20 protein-coding genes are annotated in these 21,503 nt (G+C 63.1%); 8 read left to right on the top strand and 12 right to left on the bottom strand.

All coding sequences use genetic code 11. The annotated features are described in order from the left end of the window. Positions 1-88: 88 nt before the first annotated feature. The 8 genes from era to rpoE form a co-directional block, all read right to left on the bottom strand. Complete coding sequence (gene era / locus AC5PZ0_RS05240; RefSeq protein WP_027594149.1) at positions 89-991, bottom strand: GTPase Era; 903 nt, start codon at positions 989-991, stop codon at positions 89-91. Beyond that, positions 984-1,673 carry a ribonuclease III gene (rnc, locus tag AC5PZ0_RS05235; RefSeq protein ID WP_027594148.1) on the bottom strand — a complete coding sequence of 230 codons (690 nt, stop codon included), beginning with the start codon at positions 1,671-1,673 and terminating at the stop codon, positions 984-986. The genes era and rnc overlap by 8 nt, the downstream gene beginning before the upstream one ends. A gap of 161 nt (positions 1,674-1,834) precedes the next feature. Then, positions 1,835-2,689: a signal peptidase I gene (lepB, locus tag AC5PZ0_RS05230; protein WP_027594147.1), complete on the bottom strand. Its 855-nt coding sequence runs from the start codon at positions 2,687-2,689 to the stop codon at positions 1,835-1,837. Positions 2,690-2,694: 5 nt separating this feature from the next. Next, positions 2,695-4,494, bottom strand: coding sequence for a translation elongation factor 4 (gene lepA / locus AC5PZ0_RS05225; RefSeq protein WP_016498174.1), 1,800 nt, complete (start codon positions 4,492-4,494; stop codon positions 2,695-2,697). 352 nt (positions 4,495-4,846) lie between these two features. Next, positions 4,847-6,253, bottom strand: a complete 1,407-nt coding sequence (locus AC5PZ0_RS05220) for a DegQ family serine endoprotease (protein WP_408981382.1) — start codon at positions 6,251-6,253, stop codon at positions 4,847-4,849. A 209-nt stretch (positions 6,254-6,462) separates the two neighbouring features. Further along, positions 6,463-7,428, bottom strand: coding sequence for a MucB/RseB C-terminal domain-containing protein (locus tag AC5PZ0_RS05215; protein ID WP_265968397.1), 966 nt, complete (start codon positions 7,426-7,428; stop codon positions 6,463-6,465). A gap of 8 nt (positions 7,429-7,436) precedes the next feature. After that, positions 7,437-8,033: a sigma-E factor negative regulatory protein gene (locus tag AC5PZ0_RS05210; protein WP_493854483.1), complete on the bottom strand. Its 597-nt coding sequence runs from the start codon at positions 8,031-8,033 to the stop codon at positions 7,437-7,439. 31 nt (positions 8,034-8,064) lie between these two features. After that, positions 8,065-8,646 (bottom strand): RNA polymerase sigma factor RpoE/AlgU, encoded by a 582-nt coding sequence (gene rpoE / locus AC5PZ0_RS05205; protein ID WP_003252049.1) that lies wholly within the window; start codon positions 8,644-8,646, stop codon positions 8,065-8,067. Between the two features lie 433 nt (positions 8,647-9,079). On the opposite strand from rpoE, the gene nadB reads away from it, so the two are divergent. Next, positions 9,080-10,684, top strand: a complete 1,605-nt coding sequence (gene nadB, locus AC5PZ0_RS05200) for an L-aspartate oxidase (protein WP_265968398.1) — start codon at positions 9,080-9,082, stop codon at positions 10,682-10,684. A gap of 296 nt (positions 10,685-10,980) precedes the next feature. Here nadB and AC5PZ0_RS05195 read toward each other — a convergent pair whose 3' ends face one another. Both AC5PZ0_RS05195 and AC5PZ0_RS05190 read right to left on the bottom strand, forming a co-directional pair. Beyond that, positions 10,981-11,445 carry a protein YgfX gene (locus tag AC5PZ0_RS05195; RefSeq protein WP_493854482.1) on the bottom strand — a complete coding sequence of 155 codons (465 nt, stop codon included), beginning with the start codon at positions 11,443-11,445 and terminating at the stop codon, positions 10,981-10,983. After that, complete coding sequence (locus AC5PZ0_RS05190; protein WP_027594141.1) at positions 11,429-11,683, bottom strand: FAD assembly factor SdhE; 255 nt, start codon at positions 11,681-11,683, stop codon at positions 11,429-11,431. The genes AC5PZ0_RS05195 and AC5PZ0_RS05190 overlap by 17 nt, the downstream gene beginning before the upstream one ends. Positions 11,684-11,816: 133 nt before the next feature. Here AC5PZ0_RS05190 and ygfZ point away from each other — a divergent pair, with 133 nt between their 5' ends. Continuing rightward, positions 11,817-12,758: a CAF17-like 4Fe-4S cluster assembly/insertion protein YgfZ gene (ygfZ, locus tag AC5PZ0_RS05185; protein WP_099430297.1), complete on the top strand. Its 942-nt coding sequence runs from the start codon at positions 11,817-11,819 to the stop codon at positions 12,756-12,758. Between the two features lie 55 nt (positions 12,759-12,813). After that, positions 12,814-13,620, top strand: coding sequence for an HDOD domain-containing protein (locus AC5PZ0_RS05180; protein WP_027594139.1), 807 nt, complete (start codon positions 12,814-12,816; stop codon positions 13,618-13,620). Positions 13,621-13,785: 165 nt separating this feature from the next. Here the strand turns inward: AC5PZ0_RS05180 and AC5PZ0_RS05175 are convergent, their stop codons facing one another. Further along, the gene (locus AC5PZ0_RS05175; RefSeq protein ID WP_493854481.1) at positions 13,786-15,165 is read right to left on the bottom strand and encodes a sensor histidine kinase; all 1,380 of its coding nucleotides are present in this window, start codon (positions 15,163-15,165) and stop codon (positions 13,786-13,788) included. Further along, positions 15,158-15,829, bottom strand: coding sequence for a response regulator (locus AC5PZ0_RS05170; RefSeq protein WP_027594137.1), 672 nt, complete (start codon positions 15,827-15,829; stop codon positions 15,158-15,160). Before AC5PZ0_RS05170 ends, AC5PZ0_RS05175 begins: the two co-directional genes overlap by 8 nt. A 200-nt stretch (positions 15,830-16,029) precedes the next feature. Between AC5PZ0_RS05170 and AC5PZ0_RS05165 the strand changes: the two genes are divergently transcribed. The 5 genes from AC5PZ0_RS05165 (at position 16,030) to AC5PZ0_RS05145 (ending at position 21,472) form a co-directional block, all read left to right on the top strand. After that, positions 16,030-17,319 carry an OprD family porin gene (locus AC5PZ0_RS05165; RefSeq protein ID WP_493854480.1) on the top strand — a complete coding sequence of 430 codons (1,290 nt, stop codon included), beginning with the start codon at positions 16,030-16,032 and terminating at the stop codon, positions 17,317-17,319. A 32-nt stretch (positions 17,320-17,351) separates the two neighbouring features. Continuing rightward, complete coding sequence (locus AC5PZ0_RS05160) at positions 17,352-18,332, top strand: Bug family tripartite tricarboxylate transporter substrate binding protein (RefSeq protein WP_027594135.1); 981 nt, start codon at positions 17,352-17,354, stop codon at positions 18,330-18,332. Positions 18,333-18,471: 139 nt separating this feature from the next. After that, the gene (locus AC5PZ0_RS05155) at positions 18,472-18,930 is read left to right on the top strand and encodes a tripartite tricarboxylate transporter TctB family protein (protein ID WP_027594134.1); all 459 of its coding nucleotides are present in this window, start codon (positions 18,472-18,474) and stop codon (positions 18,928-18,930) included. Between the two features lie 3 nt (positions 18,931-18,933). Then, positions 18,934-20,448, top strand: coding sequence for a tripartite tricarboxylate transporter permease (locus AC5PZ0_RS05150; protein ID WP_493854479.1), 1,515 nt, complete (start codon positions 18,934-18,936; stop codon positions 20,446-20,448). Further along, positions 20,441-21,472 (top strand): AbrB family transcriptional regulator, encoded by a 1,032-nt coding sequence (locus AC5PZ0_RS05145; protein ID WP_493854478.1) that lies wholly within the window; start codon positions 20,441-20,443, stop codon positions 21,470-21,472. The genes AC5PZ0_RS05150 and AC5PZ0_RS05145 overlap by 8 nt, the downstream gene beginning before the upstream one ends. The last annotated feature ends 31 nt before the right edge of the window (positions 21,473-21,503 follow it).

Raw genomic sequence — 21,503 nt, 5'->3', positions numbered from 1 at the left:
CCTACAGGGCTCGGTAGCGCTGCGGTTGTGTGGGAGCCGGCTTGCCGGCGATGGGCTGCAAGGCAGCCCCAAGCCCATACAGCAGGGGTTACAGGTCGCCGTAGCCCAGCGAGCGCAGGGCGCGCTCATCGTCGGACCAACCGCCTTTGACCTTGACCCAGAGGTTGAGCATGACCTTGGCGTCGAACAGCACTTCCATGTCCTTGCGCGCGTCGGAGCCAATGCGTTTGATACGCTCGCCCTTGTCACCGATGATGATCTTCTTCTGGCCATCGCGTTCGACCAGGATCAGCGCATGGATGTGCAACACGTGCCCTTGCTGCTTGAACTCTTCGATCTCTACGGTGATCTGGTACGGCAGCTCCGCACCCAACTGGCGCATGATCTTCTCGCGCACCAGTTCAGCGGCCAGGAAACGGCTGCTGCGGTCGGTGATCTGGTCTTCCGGGAAGAAGTGCTCGTTCTCCGGCAGGTGCTTGGCGATCAGGCCTTCCAGCGCTTCGAGGTTATGCCCCTGTTGCGCGGAGATCGGTACCACTTCCGCGTTCGGCAGTTGCTCCTGCAGCCATTGCAGGTGCGGAATCAGGTCGGCTTTTTCTTCCAGGCGGTCGGTCTTGTTGACCGCCAGGATGACCGGGCCGCTGACGTACTGGACGCGCTCGAGCACCAACTGGTCCTCGTCGGTCCAGCGGGTACGGTCAACCACGAAGATCACCACGTCGACGTCTTTCAGGGCTGCCGAAGCGTTACGGTTCATGTAACGGTTCAGGGCCTTGTCGTTGGCCTTGTGCATACCCGGCGTGTCGACGTAGATCGCCTGCACATCACCCTCGGTCTTGATGCCGAGCATGTTGTGGCGGGTGGTCTGCGGCTTGCGCGAGGTGATCGCCAGCTTCTGCCCGAGGATGTGGTTGAGCAAGGTCGACTTGCCCACGTTGGGGCGGCCGACAATGGCCACGTAGCCGCAGCGAGTCGGGTTGTTATCAGTCATTGCCATTCTCCACGCCCAGGGCGATCAATGCAGCCGCAGCGGCGACTTGCTCAGCGATACGCCGGCTCACACCCTGACCACGGCTCTTGTTGTTCAGCAGCACCACTTCGCATTCGACGAAGAAGGTACGGCAGTGCGGTTCGCCCTGGATATCCACCACCTCGTAGCGCGGCAGCTCACAGCTGCGCGACTGCAAGAACTCTTGCAGGCGGGTCTTGGGGTCCTTGTTGGTGTCGACCAGGGTCAGGCTTTCGAATTCATCGGCCAGCCAGGCCAGGATACGCTCCCGGGCGGTCTGCATGTCCGCGTCCAGGTAGATGGCGCCAATCAGCGCCTCCAGGGCATCGGCCAAAATCGATTCGCGGCGGAAACCGCCGCTTTTCAGCTCACCCGAACCCAGGCGCAGGTATTCGCCCAGATCAAAGCCTCGCGCCAGGCGGGCCAGGGTCTCACCCTTGACCAGACGCGCACGCAAGCGCGACAACTGGCCTTCACGGGCCTGCGGGAAGCGCTCGAACAGCGCCTCACCGGCCACGAAGTTGAGAATGGCGTCGCCCAGAAACTCCAGGCGTTCATTATTGCGCCCGGCGTAGCTGCGATGGGTCAGGGCCAGAAGCATCTGGTCCTGGTTCTTGAAGGTGTAACCGAGCTTTCGCTCCAGTGCGGCGAGGGAAGCACTCATGCGGCCACCCGTTCGTTGTTCAACGCGTTGTTCAAATCAACATCCTGAAAGACTGTTTGGCTGTGGTCCGCCGCTGTACGCGGCGAAACTCTCGATCCCTGAGAACACAGCCTATGTCAGAAATGCATTCGGCGCTGTCTGCTGGACAGCGCCGAAGGGTATCAATGGATCAGGCCGACCCGCGACAGGTTGGGCATATGGCTGAGCTTGGGCTCTGGCCAGCTCATCCAGACCGCGAAGGCCTTGCCGACAATGTTCCGGTCCGGAACCATGCCGTGCAGTTCCTTGGGAATGTTCGGGTCATCCCAGTAACGGCTATCGTTGGAGTTGTCGCGGTTGTCGCCCATCATGAAGTAATGGCCAGCCGGTACGGTCCATTGCTGGTCCGGCGGCATGCGGTAACGGCTCATCTCCTTGCGGATCAGGTGTTCGGCCTCGCCCAGCTTCTCTTTGTACAGCTCGGCGCTGCCCAAGGTGCCCGGTTCGGTGCCCACCAGTTGTTCGGCAATGGGTTGGCCATTGACGTACAGCCGCTTGTCGTTGGTGTAGCGGATCTGGTCGCCCGGCAGGCCAACGACACGCTTGATGTAGTTGACGTTCGGGTCGCTGGGATAGCGGAACACCATCACATCGCCGCGTTGCGGGTCACCCACCTCGATGACCTTCTTGTCGATCACCGGCAGGCGAATGCCATAGGAGAACTTGTTCACCAGGATGAAGTCGCCCACTTCCAGGGTCGGTTTCATCGACCCCGAAGGGATCTGGAACGGCTCGACCAAAAACGAGCGCAGTACCAGCACGATGAACAGCACCGGGAAGAACGACTTGCCGTATTCGACCAGCAGCGGCTCCTTGTTCAGGCGCTCGACCACCGCCATCTCGGGCGGATTGACGCGCCCCTGATAGTTGGCGATTGCCGCTCGCCGGCGCGGGGCCAGGAACAGCAGGTCGATCAAGCCCAACAGGCCGCAGACAGCTACGGCGATGACTAGCAACAGCGGGAAATTTAGCGACATAGGACCTAGCTATCCAACCTGAGCACAGCAAGGAAGGCCTCTTGTGGAATCTCCACGTTGCCCACTTGCTTCATGCGTTTCTTACCGGCCTTCTGCTTCTCCAGCAGTTTCTTCTTACGGCTGACGTCACCACCGTAGCACTTGGCCAGTACGTTCTTTCTGAGCGCCTTGACGGTTGTCCGCGCGATGATCTGGCCGCCGATGGCTGCCTGGATCGCCACATCGAACATCTGCCGAGGGATCAGTTCCTTCATCTTCTCGGTCAACGCACGGCCTTTGTAGGCCGCGTTGTCGCGGTGCACGATCAACGCCAGGGCATCGACCTTGTCGCCGTTGATCAGTACATCCAGTTTGACCAGGTTGGCCGACTGGTAGCGATCGAAATGATAGTCCAGCGAAGCGTAACCGCGACTGGTCGACTTGAGGCGGTCGAAGAAGTCCAGTACCACCTCGTTCATCGGCATGTCGTAACGCACCTGAACCTGGCTGCCGAGGAACTGCATGTCGCGCTGAACGCCACGTTTCTCGATGCACAGGGTGATGACGTTACCCAGGTGCTCCTGCGGCACCAGGATGGTCGCGGTGACGATCGGCTCGCGGAAGTCGGTGACGGCCGAAACATCCGGTAGCTTCGACGGGTTGTCGACGATGATGGTTTCGCCGGTTTTCAGTTCGAGCTCGTAGATCACGCTAGGCGCAGTGGTGATCAGGTCCAGGTCGTACTCACGCTCCAGGCGCTCCTGGATGATCTCCATGTGCAGCATGCCCAGGAAGCCGCAGCGGAAACCGAAGCCCAGGGCGTCGGAGCTTTCCGGCATGTACTGGAGCGAGGAGTCGTTGAGGGTCAGCTTCTGCAGCGCGTCGCGGAAGTCCTCGAAATCGTCCGAGCTGACCGGGAACAGGCCGGCGTAGACCTGTGGCTGGATCTTCTTGAAGCCCGCCAGCACTTCGACTTCCGGGGTCGAGGACAGGGTCAGGGTGTCACCAACCGGTGCACCGTGAATGTCTTTGATGCTGGCGATGATGAAGCCCACTTCACCGGCCTTGAGGTCGGCGGTCTGGGTGTGTTTCGGGGTGAAGACACCGACGCTGTCGACCAGGTGCACCTTGCCGGTGGACTTGACCAGGATCTTGTCGCCTTTCTTGACGCGGCCCTGGCGCACGCGCACCAGCGAGACAACGCCCAGGTAGTTGTCGAACCAGGAGTCGATGATCAGCGCCTGCAGCGGCGCGTCGATTTCGCCTACCGGCGCGGGGATGGTGTGCACCAGGCGCTCGAGCACCTCGTCGACGCCCATGCCGCTCTTGGCACTGCACGCCACGGCGTCGGTAGCGTCGATGCCGATGATCTTCTCGATCTCGTCCTTGACGCGGTCCGGGTCAGCCTGGGGCAGGTCCATCTTGTTCAACACCGGCATGACCTCGAGGCCTTGCTCGATGGCGGTGTAGCAGTTGGCCACGGACTGGGCTTCGACGCCTTGACCGGCGTCCACCACCAACAGTGCGCCTTCACAGGCGGCCAGCGAGCGCGAGACTTCATAGGTGAAGTCGACGTGGCCGGGGGTGTCGATGAAGTTCAGCTGGTAGGTCTTGCCGTCTTGCGCCTTGTAATGAAGCGTGACGCTGTGGGCCTTGATGGTGATCCCGCGTTCGCGCTCCAGGTCCATGGAGTCGAGGACCTGGGCTTCCATTTCGCGCGCAGACAGGCCACCGCACATCTGGATGAAACGGTCGGCCAGCGTCGACTTGCCATGGTCGATGTGGGCGATGATGGAGAAATTGCGGATATGACTCAAATCACTCACGGGTCAACACTCGAAAAGGCTGCGAGCCGGGACGCCCGCCGAAAAATAGCCGGGAATTGTACCTCAAGCAGCAGGGATATGGGAGATTCCTCTATCGGGGTGTACATAACGCCCTCCTGACCATCCTGCTCAATAGGTGACCTGTGGGAGCGGGCTTGCCCGCGAACACCGGCCAAGCCGGTGCCATACAGCGCGCTGCCAGCTTCGCGGGCAAGCCCGCTCCCACAGGGGCTGCGCCGTTGTCGCGATCTGTGATCACGGCAAGACAATGCGCAGTAAAGCAACAGGGATTTATGCGTGACACTCATGAAAAAGGCAGCCGAAGCTGCCTTTTTCCTACCGACAAACCCGCTTATTCAGCCAGCTTGAAGGTGATAAAGCTCGCACGCCCCTGGCGCAGCACACGCATGGAGACCGAGCGATTCTTCGGCAGGCCCTTGGCGATCTCGGTGAATTCCTTCGCCGAGCCAATGGCCTGGTTGTTCAGGTGGCTGATGACGTCACCTGGACGCAGGCCGATCAATGCGGCCGGGCCATCCTGAACTTCTTTGATGACCACGCCACCCTTGAGTTCGAGGGCTTTCTTCTGCTCGGCGCTGAGATCAGCTACCGAAACACCCAGACGGTTGCTGCTGCGCTCGGCACTGCCATCTGCACCGGTACCCGTACCGATGTCAGCGTCATCGTCCGGCAGCGCACCGACGCTGACGTCCAGGTTCTGGCGCTTGCCGTTGCGGATGATCTCGAGCTTGGCCTTGTCGCCGTCCTTGAGGCTGCCGACCAGGTGCGGCAAGTCGGCCGACATGACGATCGGCTGGCCGTTCATGCTCAGGATCACGTCACCCACCTGCAGGCCACCTTTGGCGGCTGGGCCATCTTCCAGCACTTGGGCCACCAGGGCACCGGCCGGTTTGTCCAGGCCAAAGGACTCAGCCAGGTCCTTGTTGACCTCCTGAATCACCACGCCCAGCCAGCCACGGCTGACCTTGCCGTCTTTTTTCAGCTGGTTGGATACGTCGATCGCCACATCGATCGGGATGGCGAACGACAGGCCCATGAAGCCGCCCGAGCGGGTGAAGATCTGCGAGTTGATACCCACGACCTCGCCCTGCATGTTGAACAGCGGGCCGCCGGAGTTACCCGGGTTGATGGCAACGTCAGTCTGGATGAACGGCACGTAGGTGTCGTTAGGCAGGGTACGGCCCTTGGCACTGACGATACCTTTGGTCACCGAATGGTCGAAGCCGAACGGCGAACCGATGGCCAGCACCCACTCACCCACTTTGAGCTTCTCGGAGTCGCCCAGCTTGACGGTCGGCAGGTTCTTGCCTTCGACCTTGAGCAGCGCGACGTCGGTGCGTGGGTCGGTGCCGACCAGCTTGGCTTGCAGCTCGCTGCGGTCCGACAGGCGGACGATAATCTCGTCGGCGTCGGCCACCACATGATTGTTGGTCAGTACGTAGCCATCGCTGGAAATGATGAAACCCGAACCCAGCGACTGGGCTTCACGCTGACGATCGCCGCGCGGTGAGCGGGGCTGTTGCGGCATGTTGCGCTCGAAGAATTCGCGGAACATCGGCGGCAGGCCTTCGAGGTCCGGCATCTGCCCTGCGGCGATGCGGCGGTCCGGCAGCTTCTGCTTGGTACTGATGTTGACCACGGCCGGCGAGGCTTGCTCGACCAACGTGGTGAAGTCTGGCAGGGCTTCCTCGGCCTGGGCGGTGAGCACCTGGCCGAGCATGAGCACGGCGGCGAACATCGATAGGTAGGATTTCAAGCGTGGTATAGACATACGGCTCCCGTCACAACGAGCGTGGTTAGCGTAAGGCCCCTGCACAAGCAGGAAAGGCCAGGCTCCAAGAAGCCTGACCTATAGAAAATTTACGGAAAGATTGCAAATGACAATGCTTTAATTTCATTTCAGGAGCATGTCTCTCACGCCGGAAACCACCTGAAAAGCGCACGCCATCATTGCCGCGCCTGGGCATCCTGAGGCCGCATCGACAGCGCAATGCGCTCTGCAGTACCCAGGGGTATTTCACCTACCACAGTAACCAGGACCTTGCCCTTCGGCGTGTTCAGACGGCGCGATACCGCCACGGTTGGGCCGAGTTGCACGCGTGTGTCGGTGCCTGAGTTGTCGTTGACTGGCTCGAGGAATACCGAAACGCGCGCCAGGCCATCGTCATACATCAGGCTGCTGACCGTGCTGTTGCGGGACGGGTCGCGGCGCACCGAGCTGTTGACCAGCTCAAAACCCGGCGGCAGCCAGTCCGAGCGCCAGCCGGCGACGGTTTCCTGGCCGGTACTGGTGCCCCGCTCCACCGGTTTGCAAGCGGCACTGGGGCGCAAGTCATCCGCGGTAGGCAGGTCATCGGTATCGAGGCGGGTCATCTGGAAGCGCTCGAGCAATTGCCCCTTGTCGTTGAGCATCAACGAGCGCAGCGGCAAGCCGGTGCTGCGGTCAAGGTGCAACTCGAACGCATAACGGTGCTGGTCGCGCGGTGTGAGGGTGACGATCACCGCATCGCGCCCGGCGACACGTGACTTGCCCGCCACAGCCAGATCGTACCAGCCCATCAACTTGAGGGGGTCCAGCGCACGCGGCGCCGCATCGGGCGGCGTCGTAACGCCGTTAACCAAGGCACCACTGACGCACGCAACCTTGCCATCCACGCGCACGATTTCCTGGGCAGTGCCATCGAGCTGCAGCAGCCGCTCGCTGACCTTGCCGTCCTCAACCCTGTGCCAGATATCGTGGGAAGAAAAGCTGCCGTTACGCTCGTAGACGAAAGAGCCTTGGTAGCTTTGCTTTTGCTCGGCCTGTGCCAGCTTGTTCAGCCACTCATTCGCCTCGGGCGAAGAGTTGGCCGCCAACGCTGGCACCGTCATGCAGCTGCCTATCAGCAGCGACAGGAGAGGTAGCGCGCGCATGATCCTCCTTACTTAGCGGGGTTATCCAGGCTGGCGGCGCGGGCATACGGCAACGCGGTTTCGCTGCCCTTGAGCGCAGATTCCTGGGCGTGCTGGCGCAGGTAGCCTGGCAGACGCTGATCCCAGCCGGCCTGGTTCTGCAGCACACCGTTGGCCATCGGCCCGGTCGGTTGCTCACTGCTTTCACTATAGCCTGCCAATACCGCCGGGCCTTGAGTTTGTGGCACGCTCAGCCCCTGCTGCGCAGGTTGCTGGGAGGCAAGCTCTGCACCGGTGATTTCGTCCTGGTTGTACATGCGCACACCCGCCAGCACGGCAACCGTCACCGAGGCAGCGACTGCCAGGCGAGCGACGCTGCGCCATGGGCCTTTATTGACCTTGGCCGGTACCGCTTCGTCAGCCAACGCTGCCGACACCGCCGAGGCGATATCGAGGTTGGGCAGCAGCAGTTCCTTGTGCATCGCTGCGCGAGCGACCTGGTAACGCGACCAGGTGGCACGGGTTTCGGAATCGTCGACGGCACTCAGTACCCGACGTAATTCCAGTTCGTCCGCTTCGTTATCCATTACCGCGGACAGCGATTCCTGCAACGCTTCACGACTCATGGCGGTTCCTCTCTTGGCTGTAGCCGCTGTCTCAGGTTTCCTGCAACAACGGCTGCAGGGCTTTATCTATGGCCTCCCGAGCGCGGAAGATTCGAGAGCGCACGGTACCCACCGGACATTGCATAACACTGGCAATGTCTTCATAACTCAATCCGTCGAACTCGCGCAGGGTCAATGCCGTGCGCAGGTCTTCGGGCAGTTGCTGGATGGTGCGATGGACCGTGCCTTCGATTTCATCCCGCAACAACGAGCGCTCTGGGGACTCGAGATCCTTGAGACCATGATCGCCGTCGTAAAACTCCGCATCCTCGGAGCTCACATCACTGTCTGGTGGCCGTCTTCCACGGGACACCAGGTAGTTCTTCGCCGTGTTGATGGCGATGCGGTACAGCCAGGTATAAAACGCACTGTCTCCGCGAAAATTGCCAAGCGCACGGTAGGCCTTGATAAAGGCTTCCTGTGCTACATCCTGGGCCTCGTGGGTGTCGTGAACGAACCGCACGATCAACCCGAGAATCTTGTGCTGATATTTCAGCACCAACAGATCGAAAGCTCGCCTGTCACCGCGCTGCACGCGCTCGACAAGCTGCTGATCCTCTTCCTGGGTTAGCATGAACACTCCTCGGTAGACTCGAAGGAGCGTTGCAACAGCCATCGTTCAGGCTTGCAAACATAGACTCGGGCTTTGCGCAAAAGTTCTCCCCTCCAAGCAAGTTTCCTGCAGCCCTTGGTCGGCTCGCACGGAAGACGCGGCGCGGTCACGGCCGGCAACGTCAATAATCAGGTTTCGAATACGCAGGTGTCAGCCCGAATAGAGCTGCCGCCGTGCGTCGCCGCGACATTTGTGGCGTGCGGGCAGCCTTCATAGGATTTCCGTAGCTGTCGGAAAGTTCCCACAAGGTCGCTGCTTCCTGGCAAGTGGCATGGAAATTGGCCACCCGGGGCTGCTATAAAGGCAACCCGGCCTGGTTTAACGATAGTTTCACAATGCCATCGGCGCGTGACTATTGTGCCGTGCCCCTTCCGTAGATTACTAGTGTCCCGACATGAGCCAACAATTCCAACATGATGTCCTGGTGATCGGCAGCGGCGCCGCCGGTCTCAGCCTGGCACTGAACCTCCCCAGCCACCTGCGTATCGCCGTGCTCAGCAAAGGCGACCTGGCCAATGGCTCGACCTATTGGGCCCAGGGCGGTGTTGCCGCCGTGCTGGACGACACCGACACCGTACAGTCGCATGTCGAGGACACCCTCAATGCCGGCGGCGGCCTGTGCCATGAAGATGCCGTGCGCTTCACCGTCGAGCACAGCCGCGAAGCCATCCAGTGGTTGATCGAGCAAGGCGTGCCCTTTACCCGGGATGAACAGCACGGGGTCGACGATGGGGGCTTCGAGTTCCACCTGACCCGCGAAGGTGGCCACAGCCACCGGCGCATCATCCACGCCGCCGATGCCACAGGCGCCGCGATCTTCACCACCTTGCTGGCCCAGGCCCGCCTACGCCCAAACATCCAGCTGCTGGAGCAGCGCGTGGCGGTCGACCTGATCACCGAGCGCCGCCTGGGCCTGCCCGGCGAGCGCTGCCTGGGTGCCTACGTGCTAAACCGCAATAGCGGCGAAGTGGACACCTACGGGGCGCGCTTCACCGTGCTCGCCACCGGTGGCGCGGCCAAGGTCTACCTGTATACCAGTAACCCGGACGGTGCCTGCGGCGACGGTATCGCCATGGCCTGGCGCGCGGGCTGCCGGGTGGCCAACCTTGAGTTCAACCAGTTCCACCCAACCTGCCTGTACCACCCCCAAGCCAAGAGCTTCCTGATCACCGAGGCCCTGCGCGGTGAAGGCGCCCTGTTGCGCCTGCCCAACGGCGAGCGCTTCATGCCGCGCTTCGACCCCCGCGAAGAACTGGCCCCGCGCGACATCGTGGCCCGCGCCATCGACCACGAGATGAAGCGCCTGGGTGTGGACTGCGTGTACCTGGACATCACCCACAAGCCGGCCGATTTCATCAAAGGCCACTTCCCCACCGTTTACGAACGCTGCCTGGCCTTCGGCATCGACATCACCCGCCAGCCGATCCCGGTAGTCCCTGCAGCCCACTACACCTGCGGCGGTGTAGTGGTGGACGACCGCGGGCATACCGACGTGCCTGGGCTGTATGCCATCGGTGAGACCAGCTTTACCGGCCTGCATGGCGCCAACCGCATGGCCAGCAACTCGCTGCTCGAATGCTTTGTCTATGGCCGCGCCGCTGCCGCCGACATCCAGGCGCACCTGGAACAGGTCGACATGCCCAAAGCCCTGCCCGGCTGGGATGCCAGCCAGGTAACGGACTCGGACGAGGATGTGATCATCGCGCACAACTGGGACGAGCTGCGGCGCTTCATGTGGGACTATGTCGGCATCGTGCGCACCAGCAAGCGCCTACAGCGCGCCGAACACCGCATCCGCCTGCTGCTCGACGAAATCGACGAGTTCTACAGCAACTACAAGGTCAGCCGCGACCTGATCGAGCTGCGCAACCTCGCTCAGGTGGCGGAACTGATGATTCGTTCGGCGATGCAGCGCAAGGAAAGCCGCGGGTTGCATTACACGCTGGATTATCCGGGGATGCTGGACGAGGCTAAAGACACCATCCTCAGCCCGGTCTGAAAGCTGCAGCGGTCTGGTCTGAAAGCTGCAGCGCCTGTGAGATCGAGCGCCGCCCGCGCGGCGCTTCGCAGCACAAGGCTGCTCCCACATCTGTTTCGGGCCAGTAAAGCCTGTGAGAGAGGCGCGCGACCGCCTTGTTTGTTCGACTCGATATCGTGTCAGGCGCCAAGGGGCCGCGCGCCAATGCCTCAGGAATAATTGGCCCGAAACAGATGTGGGAGCAGCCTTGTGCTGCGAAGCGCCGCGCGGGCGGCGCTCGATCTCACAGGCACTGAACCTGCCACGGTGAAAACCTATCAGCCCTGAATCGCTCCCACCTCAGCCCAGCGCCGCCGGCTGAACTTCAGCCTTACCCGCAACCGCCGATGTTCATCAGCCCCGAGGGCATCCCTGGGAACGCATTGCCCCTCCCCCAGCCAACGCCCCTCCTGCACAAACCGCACGACCACCATCCCCGGCAACGCAACGCTGTCCCGGCACAAACGCACCGGCTGCCAACCCTGGGCGCGGCTGAATACCCGCCAACCAAGCAGGTCTCGGCGCAGCCCGGTAACCGCATGCGGATGCGTGAGCAAAATGCGTCGGGGGATGGCCCAGCAGGCGTGGGCGACAGACGCGGCAGTGGCCGCCAGGGACAGCCACCAGGGCAACGCGCTCACCCATACGGTGAACAGCGCCAGCACCTGGCAACTCAGATAGGCCGTCAGCAGCAGGCGCGAGCCTTGCCAACGGCTTTCGAAAAACTCACTTGGGCTGGACACGGTCCAGGATGATGCGGACCATGCGCTGCAGCTCCGGGTCTTCAGACTCGGTGCGCTCCATGAACCAGCCGAACATGTCCTGATCTTCGCAGCTCAACAGGCGTACATAGAGTTCGCGGTCGGCTTCGTTGAGGGTGGCGTAGACTTCCTGGGTAAAAGGCACCAACAGTACGTCCAGTTCCAGCATGCCGCGGCGGCTGTGCCAGAAAAGCCGGTTGAGTTCAGTTTGTTCGACCATGGGGCCCTCCTCGAATGGCCCGCCAGTATACAGCCAGGCGAGCGAAGCGGCACAGGGCGTTGGTCTAGTCACCTACCTATTTTGTTACTGGCGTTCTATGATGGCCGCCAGTCTTTAGCCACCGCGATGACCCATGGCCGATTCCGCTTTCTTCAGCCCCCTGTCCCACGAGGGCATCCTCGCCGTCCGCGGCTCCGACGCAGGCAAGTTCCTGCAGGGCCAGCTGACCTGCAACATCAACTACCTCAGCCAGGAACATGCCAGCCTCGGTGCCCGCTGCATGGTCAAAGGGCGCATGCAGTCGAGTTTCCGTATCGTGCCCGAAGGCAATGGCTACCTGCTGGCCATGGCCAGTGAGCTGCTCGATGCCCAATTGGCCGACCTCAAGAAGTACGCCGTGTTCTCCAAGGCCACCCTCAGCGACGAGAGCGCCGCCTGGGCGCGCTTTGGCCTGCAGGGCGGCGAGGCGGCACTGCAAGCCTTGGGCTTGACGCCGCCGGTCGAAGCGGGCGCCACCGTGCGCCACGAGGGCCTGATCGCCATCGCCGTGTCCGCAGGCCGTGTCGAGCTGTGGGTACCTGCCGAGCAGGCCGCCAACGTAGGCGCGGCACTCGCCGCCAGCCTGCCTGAAGGCAGCCTCAACGACTGGCTGTTGGGCCAGATCCGCGCAGGTATTGGCCAGGTCATGGGCCCTACCCGCGAGCTGTTCATCCCGCAGATGATCAACCTGCAGGCCGTGGATGGCGTCAGCTTCAAGAAGGGCTGCTACACCGGCCAGGAAATCGTTGCCCGCATGCAGTACCTGGGCAAGCTCAAGCGCCGTCAGTATCGCCTGGCGCTCGATCAACAGGACATCCCCGCGCCAGGTGCCGAGATTTTCTCGCCCACCCATGGCTCGTCGGTCGGTGAAGTGGTGATAGCGGCCAATACGGGTACCGGTTGCGAGTTGCTCGCGGTGCTCAGCGCCGATGCGGTGGCCGACGACAACCTGCACCTGGGCAGCCTGGAAGGGCCACGCCTGCACGTGCTGAGCCTGCCCTACGAACTGGACCGCGACCGGGAAATCCAGCGCTGACCAGCCTGCCCCGTCCGCGTGACGGGGCCGCACCACCACTGCGGTAGAGAAGTCCATGAACAAGCTGGCCGAGATGGTTCAAGCACAGTTGCTCGATGCCATCGAAAAGGATGACCTGGTCCTGCCGACCCTGCCCGAGGTTGCCTTGAGCATCCGCGAGGCCGCCGAGGATAGCGAGATCAGCGTGTCGGCCCTGAGCAAGGTGATCGGTCGCGACGCGGCCCTCTCGGCGCGCCTGATCAAAGTCGTCAACAGCCCACTGTTGCGCGCTGCGGTCGAGGTCACCGACCTGCATACCGCAATCACTCGCCTAGGCATCAACTACAGCTGCAACCTGGCCATCGGCCTGGTGATCGAACAGATCTTTCATGCCCGCTCGCCGGCTGTTGAGCAAAAGCTGCGCGATATCTGGGTCAACAGCCTGGAAGTGGCAGGCATCAGCTACGAAATCTGCCGCCGCTTCACCCACCTCAAACCCGACCAGGCGACCCTCGGTGGGCTGGTCAACCAGATCGGTGCCCTGCCGGTGCTGATTTACGCCGAAGAACATAACGAGCTGCTGTCCGACCCGGTCTGCCTGCACTACGTGATCGAGCAGATCCAGCCCGTGCTGGGTGACAAGATTCTCAAGGCGTGGGAGTTTCCCGAGCAATTGGTCAACTTGCCGAGCCAGGTTCAGGACCTCGACCGGCAGACTGACAAGGTCGACTATATCGACGTCGTGCAGATCGCCCGCTGCATCAGCCAACGTGGGCGTAGCCGGCCACTGGCCGCGTTGCCGGCGTACCGACACCTGGGGCTGCCGTTCGGCACCGAACTGGAAGTCGAAGAGCTGCTCGAGGCGCGGAGCCTGTTGCGCTAGGCCGCCGAAAGCCCGCTACACCTCCCCTCCTGCGCGATTCAGGTAGGAGCAGCCTTGTGCTGCGAAGAGGCCGTTAACAACACAGCAAATCTTCGCAGCAGTCACTGGCCCTTTCGCAGCACAAGGCTGCTCCTACAGTGCCGACGGGCCAATGGAAATGAAACCCTAGTCAGCGATAAAACTCACCCGCACCCGCAAGCCGCCCTTCTCGCCATCGTGCAGGCTGATCTGCGCCAGGTGCGCGCGGCAGATCTCGCCGACAATCGCCAACCCCAGCCCACTGCCTTGGGCACTGCGGCGGTAGAAGCGCTCGAACACCCGTTCGCGCTCATCCTCGGGAATACCCGGGCCGTCATCCTCGACCTCCAGCACCGCCGGCGCCAGCACCCGCAGGATCACGTTGCCACCGGCCGGGGTATGCGCCAAGGCGTTATCCACCAGGTTGCTCAGCAGTTCGTTGAGCAAGGTCGGCTCACCCTTGAGCCACACGGGCGCCTCGGCCTCCAGGGCCAATGCCACGCCACGGTTATGCGCCAAGGGCGCCATGGCCATGCCCAGTTCGCGGGCCAACTGGCTGAGGTCCAAGCGCTGCGCGCCACCTTCGGCGATTGCCCGGGCGCCATTCTCGACCCGTGCCAATGACAACAGCTGGTTGGCCAGGTGGGTCAAGCGGTCCGTGCCTTGGGCGGCTGATTCCAACGTCTGCCGCCACTCCTGCGGCTCGGATGAACGCAAGCCCAACTCGACCCGCGCCTTGAGCGCCGCCAAGGGCGTGCGCAACTCGTGGGCGGCGTCGGCGATGAACTGGGCTTGGCGCTCGAACTGCCCGCGCAAGCGCTCGGTAAAGTGGTTCAAGGCCCGCACCAGTGGGTCCAGTTCGCGCTGCACCTGCACCACCGGCAAAGCCCGCAGGTCATCGGGTTGGCGCTCTTCCACCGCGGTGCGCAGGCGCTCCAGCGGGCGTAGCGCGGCACTGACCGCAAACCACACCATCACCAAGGCGCCCAGTGCCAGCATCCCAAGGCGCAGCAGGGTATCGGCCATCAGCCCGCGCGCCATGCGCACCCGCGCTTCTTCGGTCTCGGCCACGCGAATTTCCGCCATGCCGTTCATGTTCGGCTCGCTGACCGGCTTGAGCAGGCTGACCACGCGCACGTCCTGGCCGAGGTACGTCGCGTTGTAGAACCGCGCCAGCGCCGGGTAGTCGTCGGTGCGCGGCGTGCCAGGCGGCGGCGCTGGCAGGTTCTCGTAGCCCGAAATCAAGCGCTGCTTGATGTCCAGCACCTGGTAGTAGATACGCCCGGCACTGTCGTAGGCGAAGGTATCCAGGGCCACATAGGGCACGTCCGCGCTCAACGAGCCGTCGCGTTGCGACAAGCCCGCGGCGATGGTCCGTGCCGAGGCCAGCAAGGTCCGGTCGTAGGCCGTGTCGGCGGCTTCACGGCCGTTCCAGTAGGCGCTCAGGCCGCTGGCCAGCATCAACACCACCAGCAACAGTGCCAGGTTGCCCAGCAGCCGCCCGCGCAAGCTGCCGTTGTCACGCATCGCGATGCTCGAGCAGATACCCCAGGCCACGGAAGGTGACAATCGCCACCGGGTGGCCGTCGAGCTTCTTGCGCAGGCGGTGGATGTAGATTTCGATGGCGTCGGGGCTGGCTTCTTCGTCCAGGCCAAACACCTGGGCGGCCAGTTGCTCCTTGCTCATCACCCGGCCCGGGCGAGCGATCAGCGCTTCAAGCACGCTCTGTTCACGCGAGGTCAGGGTCAGGTTGTCCTCGCCCAGGCTGAAGCGCCGGGTATCCAGGTCGTACACCAACGGCCCGCAACGCTGCTGGCGTTCGCCACCTAGCACGCTGCGGCGCAGCAAGGCCTTGACCCGGGCTTCCAGCTCAGTCAGTTCGAACGGCTTGGCCAGGTAATCGTCAGCCCCCAGGTTCAGCCCGTGGACCCGGTCCTTGACGTCACTGCGCGCGGTCAGCATCAGCACCGGCAGGGTTTTGCCGCGGCCACGCAAACGCGCCAGCACTTCGAAGCCATCCATGCGCGGCAAGCCGACATCGAGCACGGCAACAGCGTATTCCTCACTGGCCAGGGCCAGGTCGGCAGCCACGCCGTCATGCAGTACATCCACGGTCAGGCCGTGACTTTTCAAGGCCTGGGCCACGCTTTCGGCCAGTTGCAGGTGGTCTTCGACCAGCAGCACACGCATCGGATTCTCCCTGCTCGGGTGGGGCGGTGGCGCGGAGTGTACCGCTGTCGACCGGCCTGTGAAGCCCCTTCTGACAAACCTTTCACGCTGAAAGGTTAGCGAAAGGTTCGTTACCTAGCATCGCACCACGGTCGCCCCACGCGCCGAAAAAAGCACCAGCAAGGTGCAACGAATAAGAACAATAAACGGAGTCATCGACGATGCTGTCATCGCAGCCGCAGGCATTCGTGCCTACCCGTTCCTTTGCCGCACGCCCTTCTGCCATCGCCAGCGCCCTTGCGCTCGCCGGTGTCGCGCCCATGAGCCAGGCCGCCTTCTTCGAAGACAGCACGGCGACCTTCGAAACCCGCAACATGTACTTCAACCGCGACTTTCGCGACGGCACCAGCGCGCAGCAATCCAAGCGCGACGAATGGGCCCAGGGTTTCATGCTCAACTTCGAGTCTGGCTACACCGACGGCACCGTGGGCTTTGGCCTGGATGCGCTGGGCATGCTCGGCATCAAGCTCGACTCCAGCCCCGACCGCACCGACACCGGCCTGCTGCCGACCCATGACGACGGCAAGGCCGCCGACGAATACTCCAAGCTCGGCCTGACCGGCAAGGTCAAAGTCTCCAAGACCGAATTGAAGATCGGCACGCTGATCCCCGAGCTGCCGACCCTGCAGCCCAACGACGGGCGCATCCTGCCGCAAACCTTCGAAGGCGGCCTGCTCACCTCGAAAGAAATCAGCCACCTGACCTTCACCGGCGGGCGTCTGGAAAAGGCCAAGGACCGCAACGACACCAACTGGGAAGACCTGGCCCTCAACAACAAGAACGGCCGCTTCGGTGGCACCTTCACCGCCGACAACCTCGACCTCGCGGGCCTGGACTACCAGTTCACCGATCGCATCACCGGCAGCTACCACTTCGCCCAACTCGACGACATCTACCGCCAGCAGTTCCTCGGCATGGTCGCCACCCAGCCGTGGGGGCCGGGCACCTTGGGCGCTGACCTGCGCCTGGCCGTGAGTGACGATGCCGGCGCCGCCAAGGCCGGCAACATCGACAACACCACCGTCAACGGCATGCTCAGCTACGCCCTGGGCGGGCACAAGGTCAGTGCCGCCTACCAGCACCTGTCCGGCGACAGCGCCTTCCCCTACATCGATGGCGCCGACCCGTACCTGGTCAACTTCGTGCAGATCAACGACTTCGCCGGTGCCGACGAGCACTCCTGGCAGATGCGCTACGACTACAACTTCGCGGCCCTGGGCATCCCCGGCCTGACCTTCATGACCCGTTACATCAGCGGCGACAACGTCAGCCGCGCCGATGGCAGCGAGGGCAAGGAGTGGGAACGCAACACCGAGTTCAAGTACGTGGTACAAAGCGGCCCGTTGAAAAACGTCGCCGTGCGCTTGCGCAACGCCACCTTCCGCTCGAATTTTGCCCGCGACGCCGACGAAGTGCGGCTGCTGGTGAGCTACAGCGTGGCCCTGTGGTAACCCAATAACAACAACGCTCACGGAGATTGACGATGACCTTTTCACTGCGCCGCCTCGTCCTCGCTACCGGCTGCCTGCTGCTGGCCGGCAACGCCCTCGCTGCCGAACCGAAACGCCCTGAATGCATCGCCCCTGCCTCGCCCGGCGGTGGCTTCGACCTGACCTGCAAACTGGTGCAGAGCGCCCTGGTGCAGGAGAAAATCCTCAGCAAGCCCATGCGTGTCACCTACATGCCCGGCGGCGTCGGCGCGGTGGCCTACAACGCCGTGGTGGCCCAGCGCCCAGGGGATGCCGGCACTCTGGTGGCGTGGTCCAGTGGCTCGCTGCTGAACCTGGCCCAAGGCAAGTTCGGCCGCTTCGACGAGAACGCGGTCAAGTGGTTGGCAGCCGTCGGCACCAGCTACGGTGCCATCGCCGTGAAGAGCGATTCGCCCTACAAAACCCTTGACGACCTGGTTGCTGCCCTGAAGAAAGACCCGAGCAAGGTCGTGATCGGCTCCGGTGGCACGGTCGGCAGCCAAGACTGGATGCAAACCGCGCTGATCGCCAAGGCCGCCGGCATCAACCCGCGTGACCTGCGTTACGTGGCCCTGGAAGGCGGCGGTGAAATTGCCACTGCATTGCTGGGCGGGCACATCCAGGTCGGCTCCACCGACATCTCCGACTCCATGCCGCACATCCAGAGCGGCAACATGCGCATCCTCGCGGTGTTCTCCGAAAACCGCCTGGACGAGCCAGAGATGAAAGACATCCCTACCGCCAAGGAGCAGGGCTACGACATCGTCTGGCCGGTGGTACGCGGCTTCTACCTGGGGCCGAAGGTGAGCGACGAGGACTACGCCTGGTGGAAGGCCTCGTTCGACAAGATGCTGGCCTCAGAAGACTTCGCCAAGCTGCGTGACCAGCGCGAGCTGTTCCCGTTCGCCATGACCGGCGAAGAGCTGGACGGCTATGTGAAGAAGCAGGTGGCTGACTACAAGGCACTGGCCAGGGAATTCGGCCTGATTCAGTAACTCGCCGACTACCTGAACAGATCCCTGTGGGAGCGGGCTTGTCCCGCGAAGCTGGCACCTCGGTGCATGGCACCGGCTTTGCCGGTGTTCGCGGGGCAAGCCCGCTCCCACAGAGTCCGCGTCCAACGAGGATTCCCCGATGATCCTGCAACGCCTCTTCGCCCTGGTCCTGCTGGCGGTATGCGCCGCCCTGGCCGTGATGGCCTGGCCGTACCAGGCTGCGTTTTCCTACGAACCGGTTGGCCCGCGGGCCTATCCGCTGCTGATGCTCGGCCTGATGGGCCTGGGCCTGCTTTACCTGGCCATCCGCCCAACGCCCATCGTGCGCAAAGACGACGAGCCGGAACTGGACCGCGAAACCTTGATCAAGATCGCCGCCTGTGTCGGCCTGCTGATCGTCTTCGCTGCCACCTTCGAACCGCTGGGTTTCATCCTCAGCGCCATCCTGGTCGGCCTGCCCATGGCCCGGCTGTACGGCGGCCGCTGGCTGCACAGCGCCATCGTCGTGGTCGGCATGAGCCTGTTCCTCTACTGGCTGTTCGACCGCGTGATGGACGTGCCCCTGCCCCTTGGCCTGCTGAGCGTACTGGAGAACTGACACATGGATACCTTGAGCTACCTGGGCCAGGGCTTCGGCGTCGCCCTGAGCCCGTACAACCTGGTCACCGCCCTCAGTGGCACCCTGATCGGCACCGTGGTCGGCCTGCTGCCGGGCCTGGGCCCGATCAACGGCGTGGCCCTGCTGATCCCCATCGCCTTTGCCCTGGGCCTGCCGCCTGAGTCGGCGCTGATTCTGCTGGCTGCGGTGTACCTGGGCTGCGAATACGGCGGGCGCATCAGTTCGATCCTGCTGAACATCCCGGGCGAAGCTTCGACCGTGATGACCACCCTCGACGGCTACCCGATGGCCCGCCAGGGCCTGGCAGGCGTTGCCCTGTCGCTGTCTGCCTGGAGTTCGTTCATCGGCGCCTTCATCGCCACCTGCGGCATGGTGCTGTTCGCCCCGCTGCTGGCGAAATGGGCGATCGCCTTCGGCCCGGCGGAATACTTCGTGCTGATGGTGTTCGCCATTGTCGCCTTGGGCGGCATGGCCGGCGACAAACCGTTGAAGACCTTCATCGCTGCGCTGATCGGCCTGTTCCTGTCGGCAGTCGGCATCGACGCCAACAGCGGCGTCTACCGCTTCACCGGTGACAGCGTGCACCTGGCCGACGGCATCCAGTTCGTGGTGCTGGTGCTGGGGCTGTTCTCTATCAGCGAAATCCTCCTGCTGCTGGAAAAGACCCACCATGGCCACCAGGCGGTCAAGGCCACTGGGCGCATGCTGTTCAACGTCAAGGAAGCGGCTTCGGTGTTCGCAGTGAACATCCGCTGCGGCCTGCTCGGCTTCATCATGGGCGTGCTGCCAGGTGCCGGCGCGACCCTGGCCAGTGCCGTGGCCTACATGACCGAGAAGCGTATCGCTGGCGAAAGCGGCAAGTTCGGCAAGGGTGATGCCCGTGGCCTGGCCGCGCCAGAAACCGCTATCGGCGCCTCCTGCTGCGGCGCCTTGGTCCCCATGCTGACCCTCGGCGTGCCAGGTTCGGGCACCACCGCGGTGATGATCGGCGCACTGACCCTGTACAACATCACCCCCGGCCCGCTGTTGTTCGAACAGCAGCCAGACATCGTCTGGGGCCTGATCGCCTCGTTGTTCATCGCCAACATCATGCTGGTGATCCTCAATATCCCGATGATCCGCATCTTCACCCGCATCCTCGCCGTGCCGAACTGGGCGCTGGTGCCGGTGATCGCGATCATCACCGGGATCGGCGTGTATGCCGTGCACGCCACCACCTTCGACCTGTTCCTGATGGTCGCCATCGGCATCATGGGCTACATCCTGCGCAAGCTGGACTTCCCGCTGTCGCCGATCCTGCTGGGCTTCATCCTCGGCGGGCTGATGGAGCAGAACCTGCGCCGTGCGCTGTCGATCTCCAACGGTGAGCTGGGCATCCTCTGGTCCAGCCCAATCAGCATGGGCGTGTGGGTCCTGGTGGTGTGCATGCTGTGCCTGCCGCTGCTGCGTATCTGGCGCAAGCGCAGCCTGCAGCGCCGGGCCATGGCTGATGCCTGATCGGTCCTTGCCCCTGTATTGGGCGACCGGGCTGGTCGGCCTTGCTGGTGGGTATCTCGCCAGCACGGTCGGCTGGCCTTTGCCCTGGATGGTCGGCGCGTTGTTGGCGATCATCCTGGTGCGCTGCCTGACCCCCTGGCAGCTGTCGGAAATCCCCAATGGGCGCAAATGCGGGCAATGCGTCATCGGCCTGGGCATCGGCCTGCACTTCACCCCCGCTGTGATCGAACAGGTGGGCAGCCACTTTCTGCTGATCTTCTTTGGCGCGCTGTTCACTACCCTGTCCAGCGTGATCAGCGTGTGGTTGCTGCGACGTACCGGCGAAGACCGCGCAACCGCCTTCTTCGCCAGCATGCCGGGCGGTTCGGGAGAGATGGTCAACCTGGGCGCGCGCAATGGCGCGGTGCTCAGCCAGGTGGCGGCGGCGCAAAGCCTGCGTGTGTTGGCAGTGGTGCTGTGCGTGCCGGCGCTGTTCAAGTTCTTGATGGGTGACGGTGTACCGCTCAATCATGCCGGCAGTGTGAGCTGGGGCTGGCTAGCGTTGATCGCCCCGCTGGGTATAGCCGCGGGCTTTATCTGGCAGCGGTTGCGCCAGCCCAACCCCTGGCTGTTCGGGCCGCTGCTGGTGGCGGCGACGGTTAGCCTGGCGGGCAACCTGCAGATCGGCCTGCCTGATGGCGCGAGTCAAATCGGCCAGTGGCTGATTGGCAGCGGCCTGGCCTGCCACTTCAACCGCGCGTTTTTCCGCCGCGCACCTTCGTTTCTGGGCCGTACGTTGCTGGCCACGGCGCTGTGCATGTTGATTGCCGGCAGCGCAGCGTGGGGGTTGAGCGTGATGACGGCGCTAGACCTGCGTTCGCTGACCCTGGGGATGATGCCCGGCGGGATTGCGGAGATGAGCCTGACGGCGGAGACCCTGCAGCTGTCGGTGCCGTTGGTGACAGCGCTGCAAGTGATGCGGTTGTTGTTCGTGTTGTTTTTGGCAGAGCCGCTGTTCCGGCTCTGGAACGCAGAAAAAGCCTGAAACACCGCGTCGCCTGCCTCGCGGTGTTTCA

It is taken from the genome of Pseudomonas sp. 5.2 (genome assembly GCF_059025405.1).
Note: the sequence above shows the minus strand (reverse complement) of the source record. Positions and strands in the feature narration are given on the sequence as shown.

What these genes read in the sequence shown, in the direction of transcription:
- AC5PZ0_RS05190 (WP_027594141.1), bottom strand. Translation starts at nt 11,683, where the DNA reads ATGGTCGAACAAACTGAACTCAACCGGCTTTTCTGGCACAGCCGCCGC.
- era (WP_027594149.1), bottom strand. Translation starts at nt 991, where the DNA reads ATGACTGATAACAACCCGACTCGCTGCGGCTACGTGGCCATTGTCGGC.
- AC5PZ0_RS05145 (WP_493854478.1), top strand. Translation starts at nt 20,441, where the DNA reads ATGCCTGATCGGTCCTTGCCCCTGTATTGGGCGACCGGGCTGGTCGGC.
- AC5PZ0_RS05160 (WP_027594135.1), top strand. Translation starts at nt 17,352, where the DNA reads ATGACCTTTTCACTGCGCCGCCTCGTCCTCGCTACCGGCTGCCTGCTG.
- rnc (WP_027594148.1), bottom strand. Translation starts at nt 1,673, where the DNA reads ATGAGTGCTTCCCTCGCCGCACTGGAGCGAAAGCTCGGTTACACCTTC.
- AC5PZ0_RS05170 (WP_027594137.1), bottom strand. Translation starts at nt 15,829, where the DNA reads ATGCGTGTGCTGCTGGTCGAAGACCACCTGCAACTGGCCGAAAGCGTG.
- AC5PZ0_RS05210 (WP_493854483.1), bottom strand. Translation starts at nt 8,033, where the DNA reads ATGAGTCGTGAAGCGTTGCAGGAATCGCTGTCCGCGGTAATGGATAAC.
- ygfZ (WP_099430297.1), top strand. Translation starts at nt 11,817, where the DNA reads ATGGCCGATTCCGCTTTCTTCAGCCCCCTGTCCCACGAGGGCATCCTC.
- AC5PZ0_RS05155 (WP_027594134.1), top strand. Translation starts at nt 18,472, where the DNA reads ATGATCCTGCAACGCCTCTTCGCCCTGGTCCTGCTGGCGGTATGCGCC.
- AC5PZ0_RS05220 (WP_408981382.1), bottom strand. Translation starts at nt 6,253, where the DNA reads ATGTTCGCCGCCGTGCTCATGCTCGGCCAGGTGCTCACCGCCCAGGCC.
- AC5PZ0_RS05180 (WP_027594139.1), top strand. Translation starts at nt 12,814, where the DNA reads ATGAACAAGCTGGCCGAGATGGTTCAAGCACAGTTGCTCGATGCCATC.
- AC5PZ0_RS05215 (WP_265968397.1), bottom strand. Translation starts at nt 7,428, where the DNA reads ATGCGCGCGCTACCTCTCCTGTCGCTGCTGATAGGCAGCTGCATGACG.
- AC5PZ0_RS05150 (WP_493854479.1), top strand. Translation starts at nt 18,934, where the DNA reads ATGGATACCTTGAGCTACCTGGGCCAGGGCTTCGGCGTCGCCCTGAGC.
- rpoE (WP_003252049.1), bottom strand. Translation starts at nt 8,646, where the DNA reads ATGCTAACCCAGGAAGAGGATCAGCAGCTTGTCGAGCGCGTGCAGCGC.
- AC5PZ0_RS05175 (WP_493854481.1), bottom strand. Translation starts at nt 15,165, where the DNA reads ATGCGTGACAACGGCAGCTTGCGCGGGCGGCTGCTGGGCAACCTGGCA.
- lepB (WP_027594147.1), bottom strand. Translation starts at nt 2,689, where the DNA reads ATGTCGCTAAATTTCCCGCTGTTGCTAGTCATCGCCGTAGCTGTCTGC.
- nadB (WP_265968398.1), top strand. Translation starts at nt 9,080, where the DNA reads ATGAGCCAACAATTCCAACATGATGTCCTGGTGATCGGCAGCGGCGCC.
- AC5PZ0_RS05165 (WP_493854480.1), top strand. Translation starts at nt 16,030, where the DNA reads ATGCTGTCATCGCAGCCGCAGGCATTCGTGCCTACCCGTTCCTTTGCC.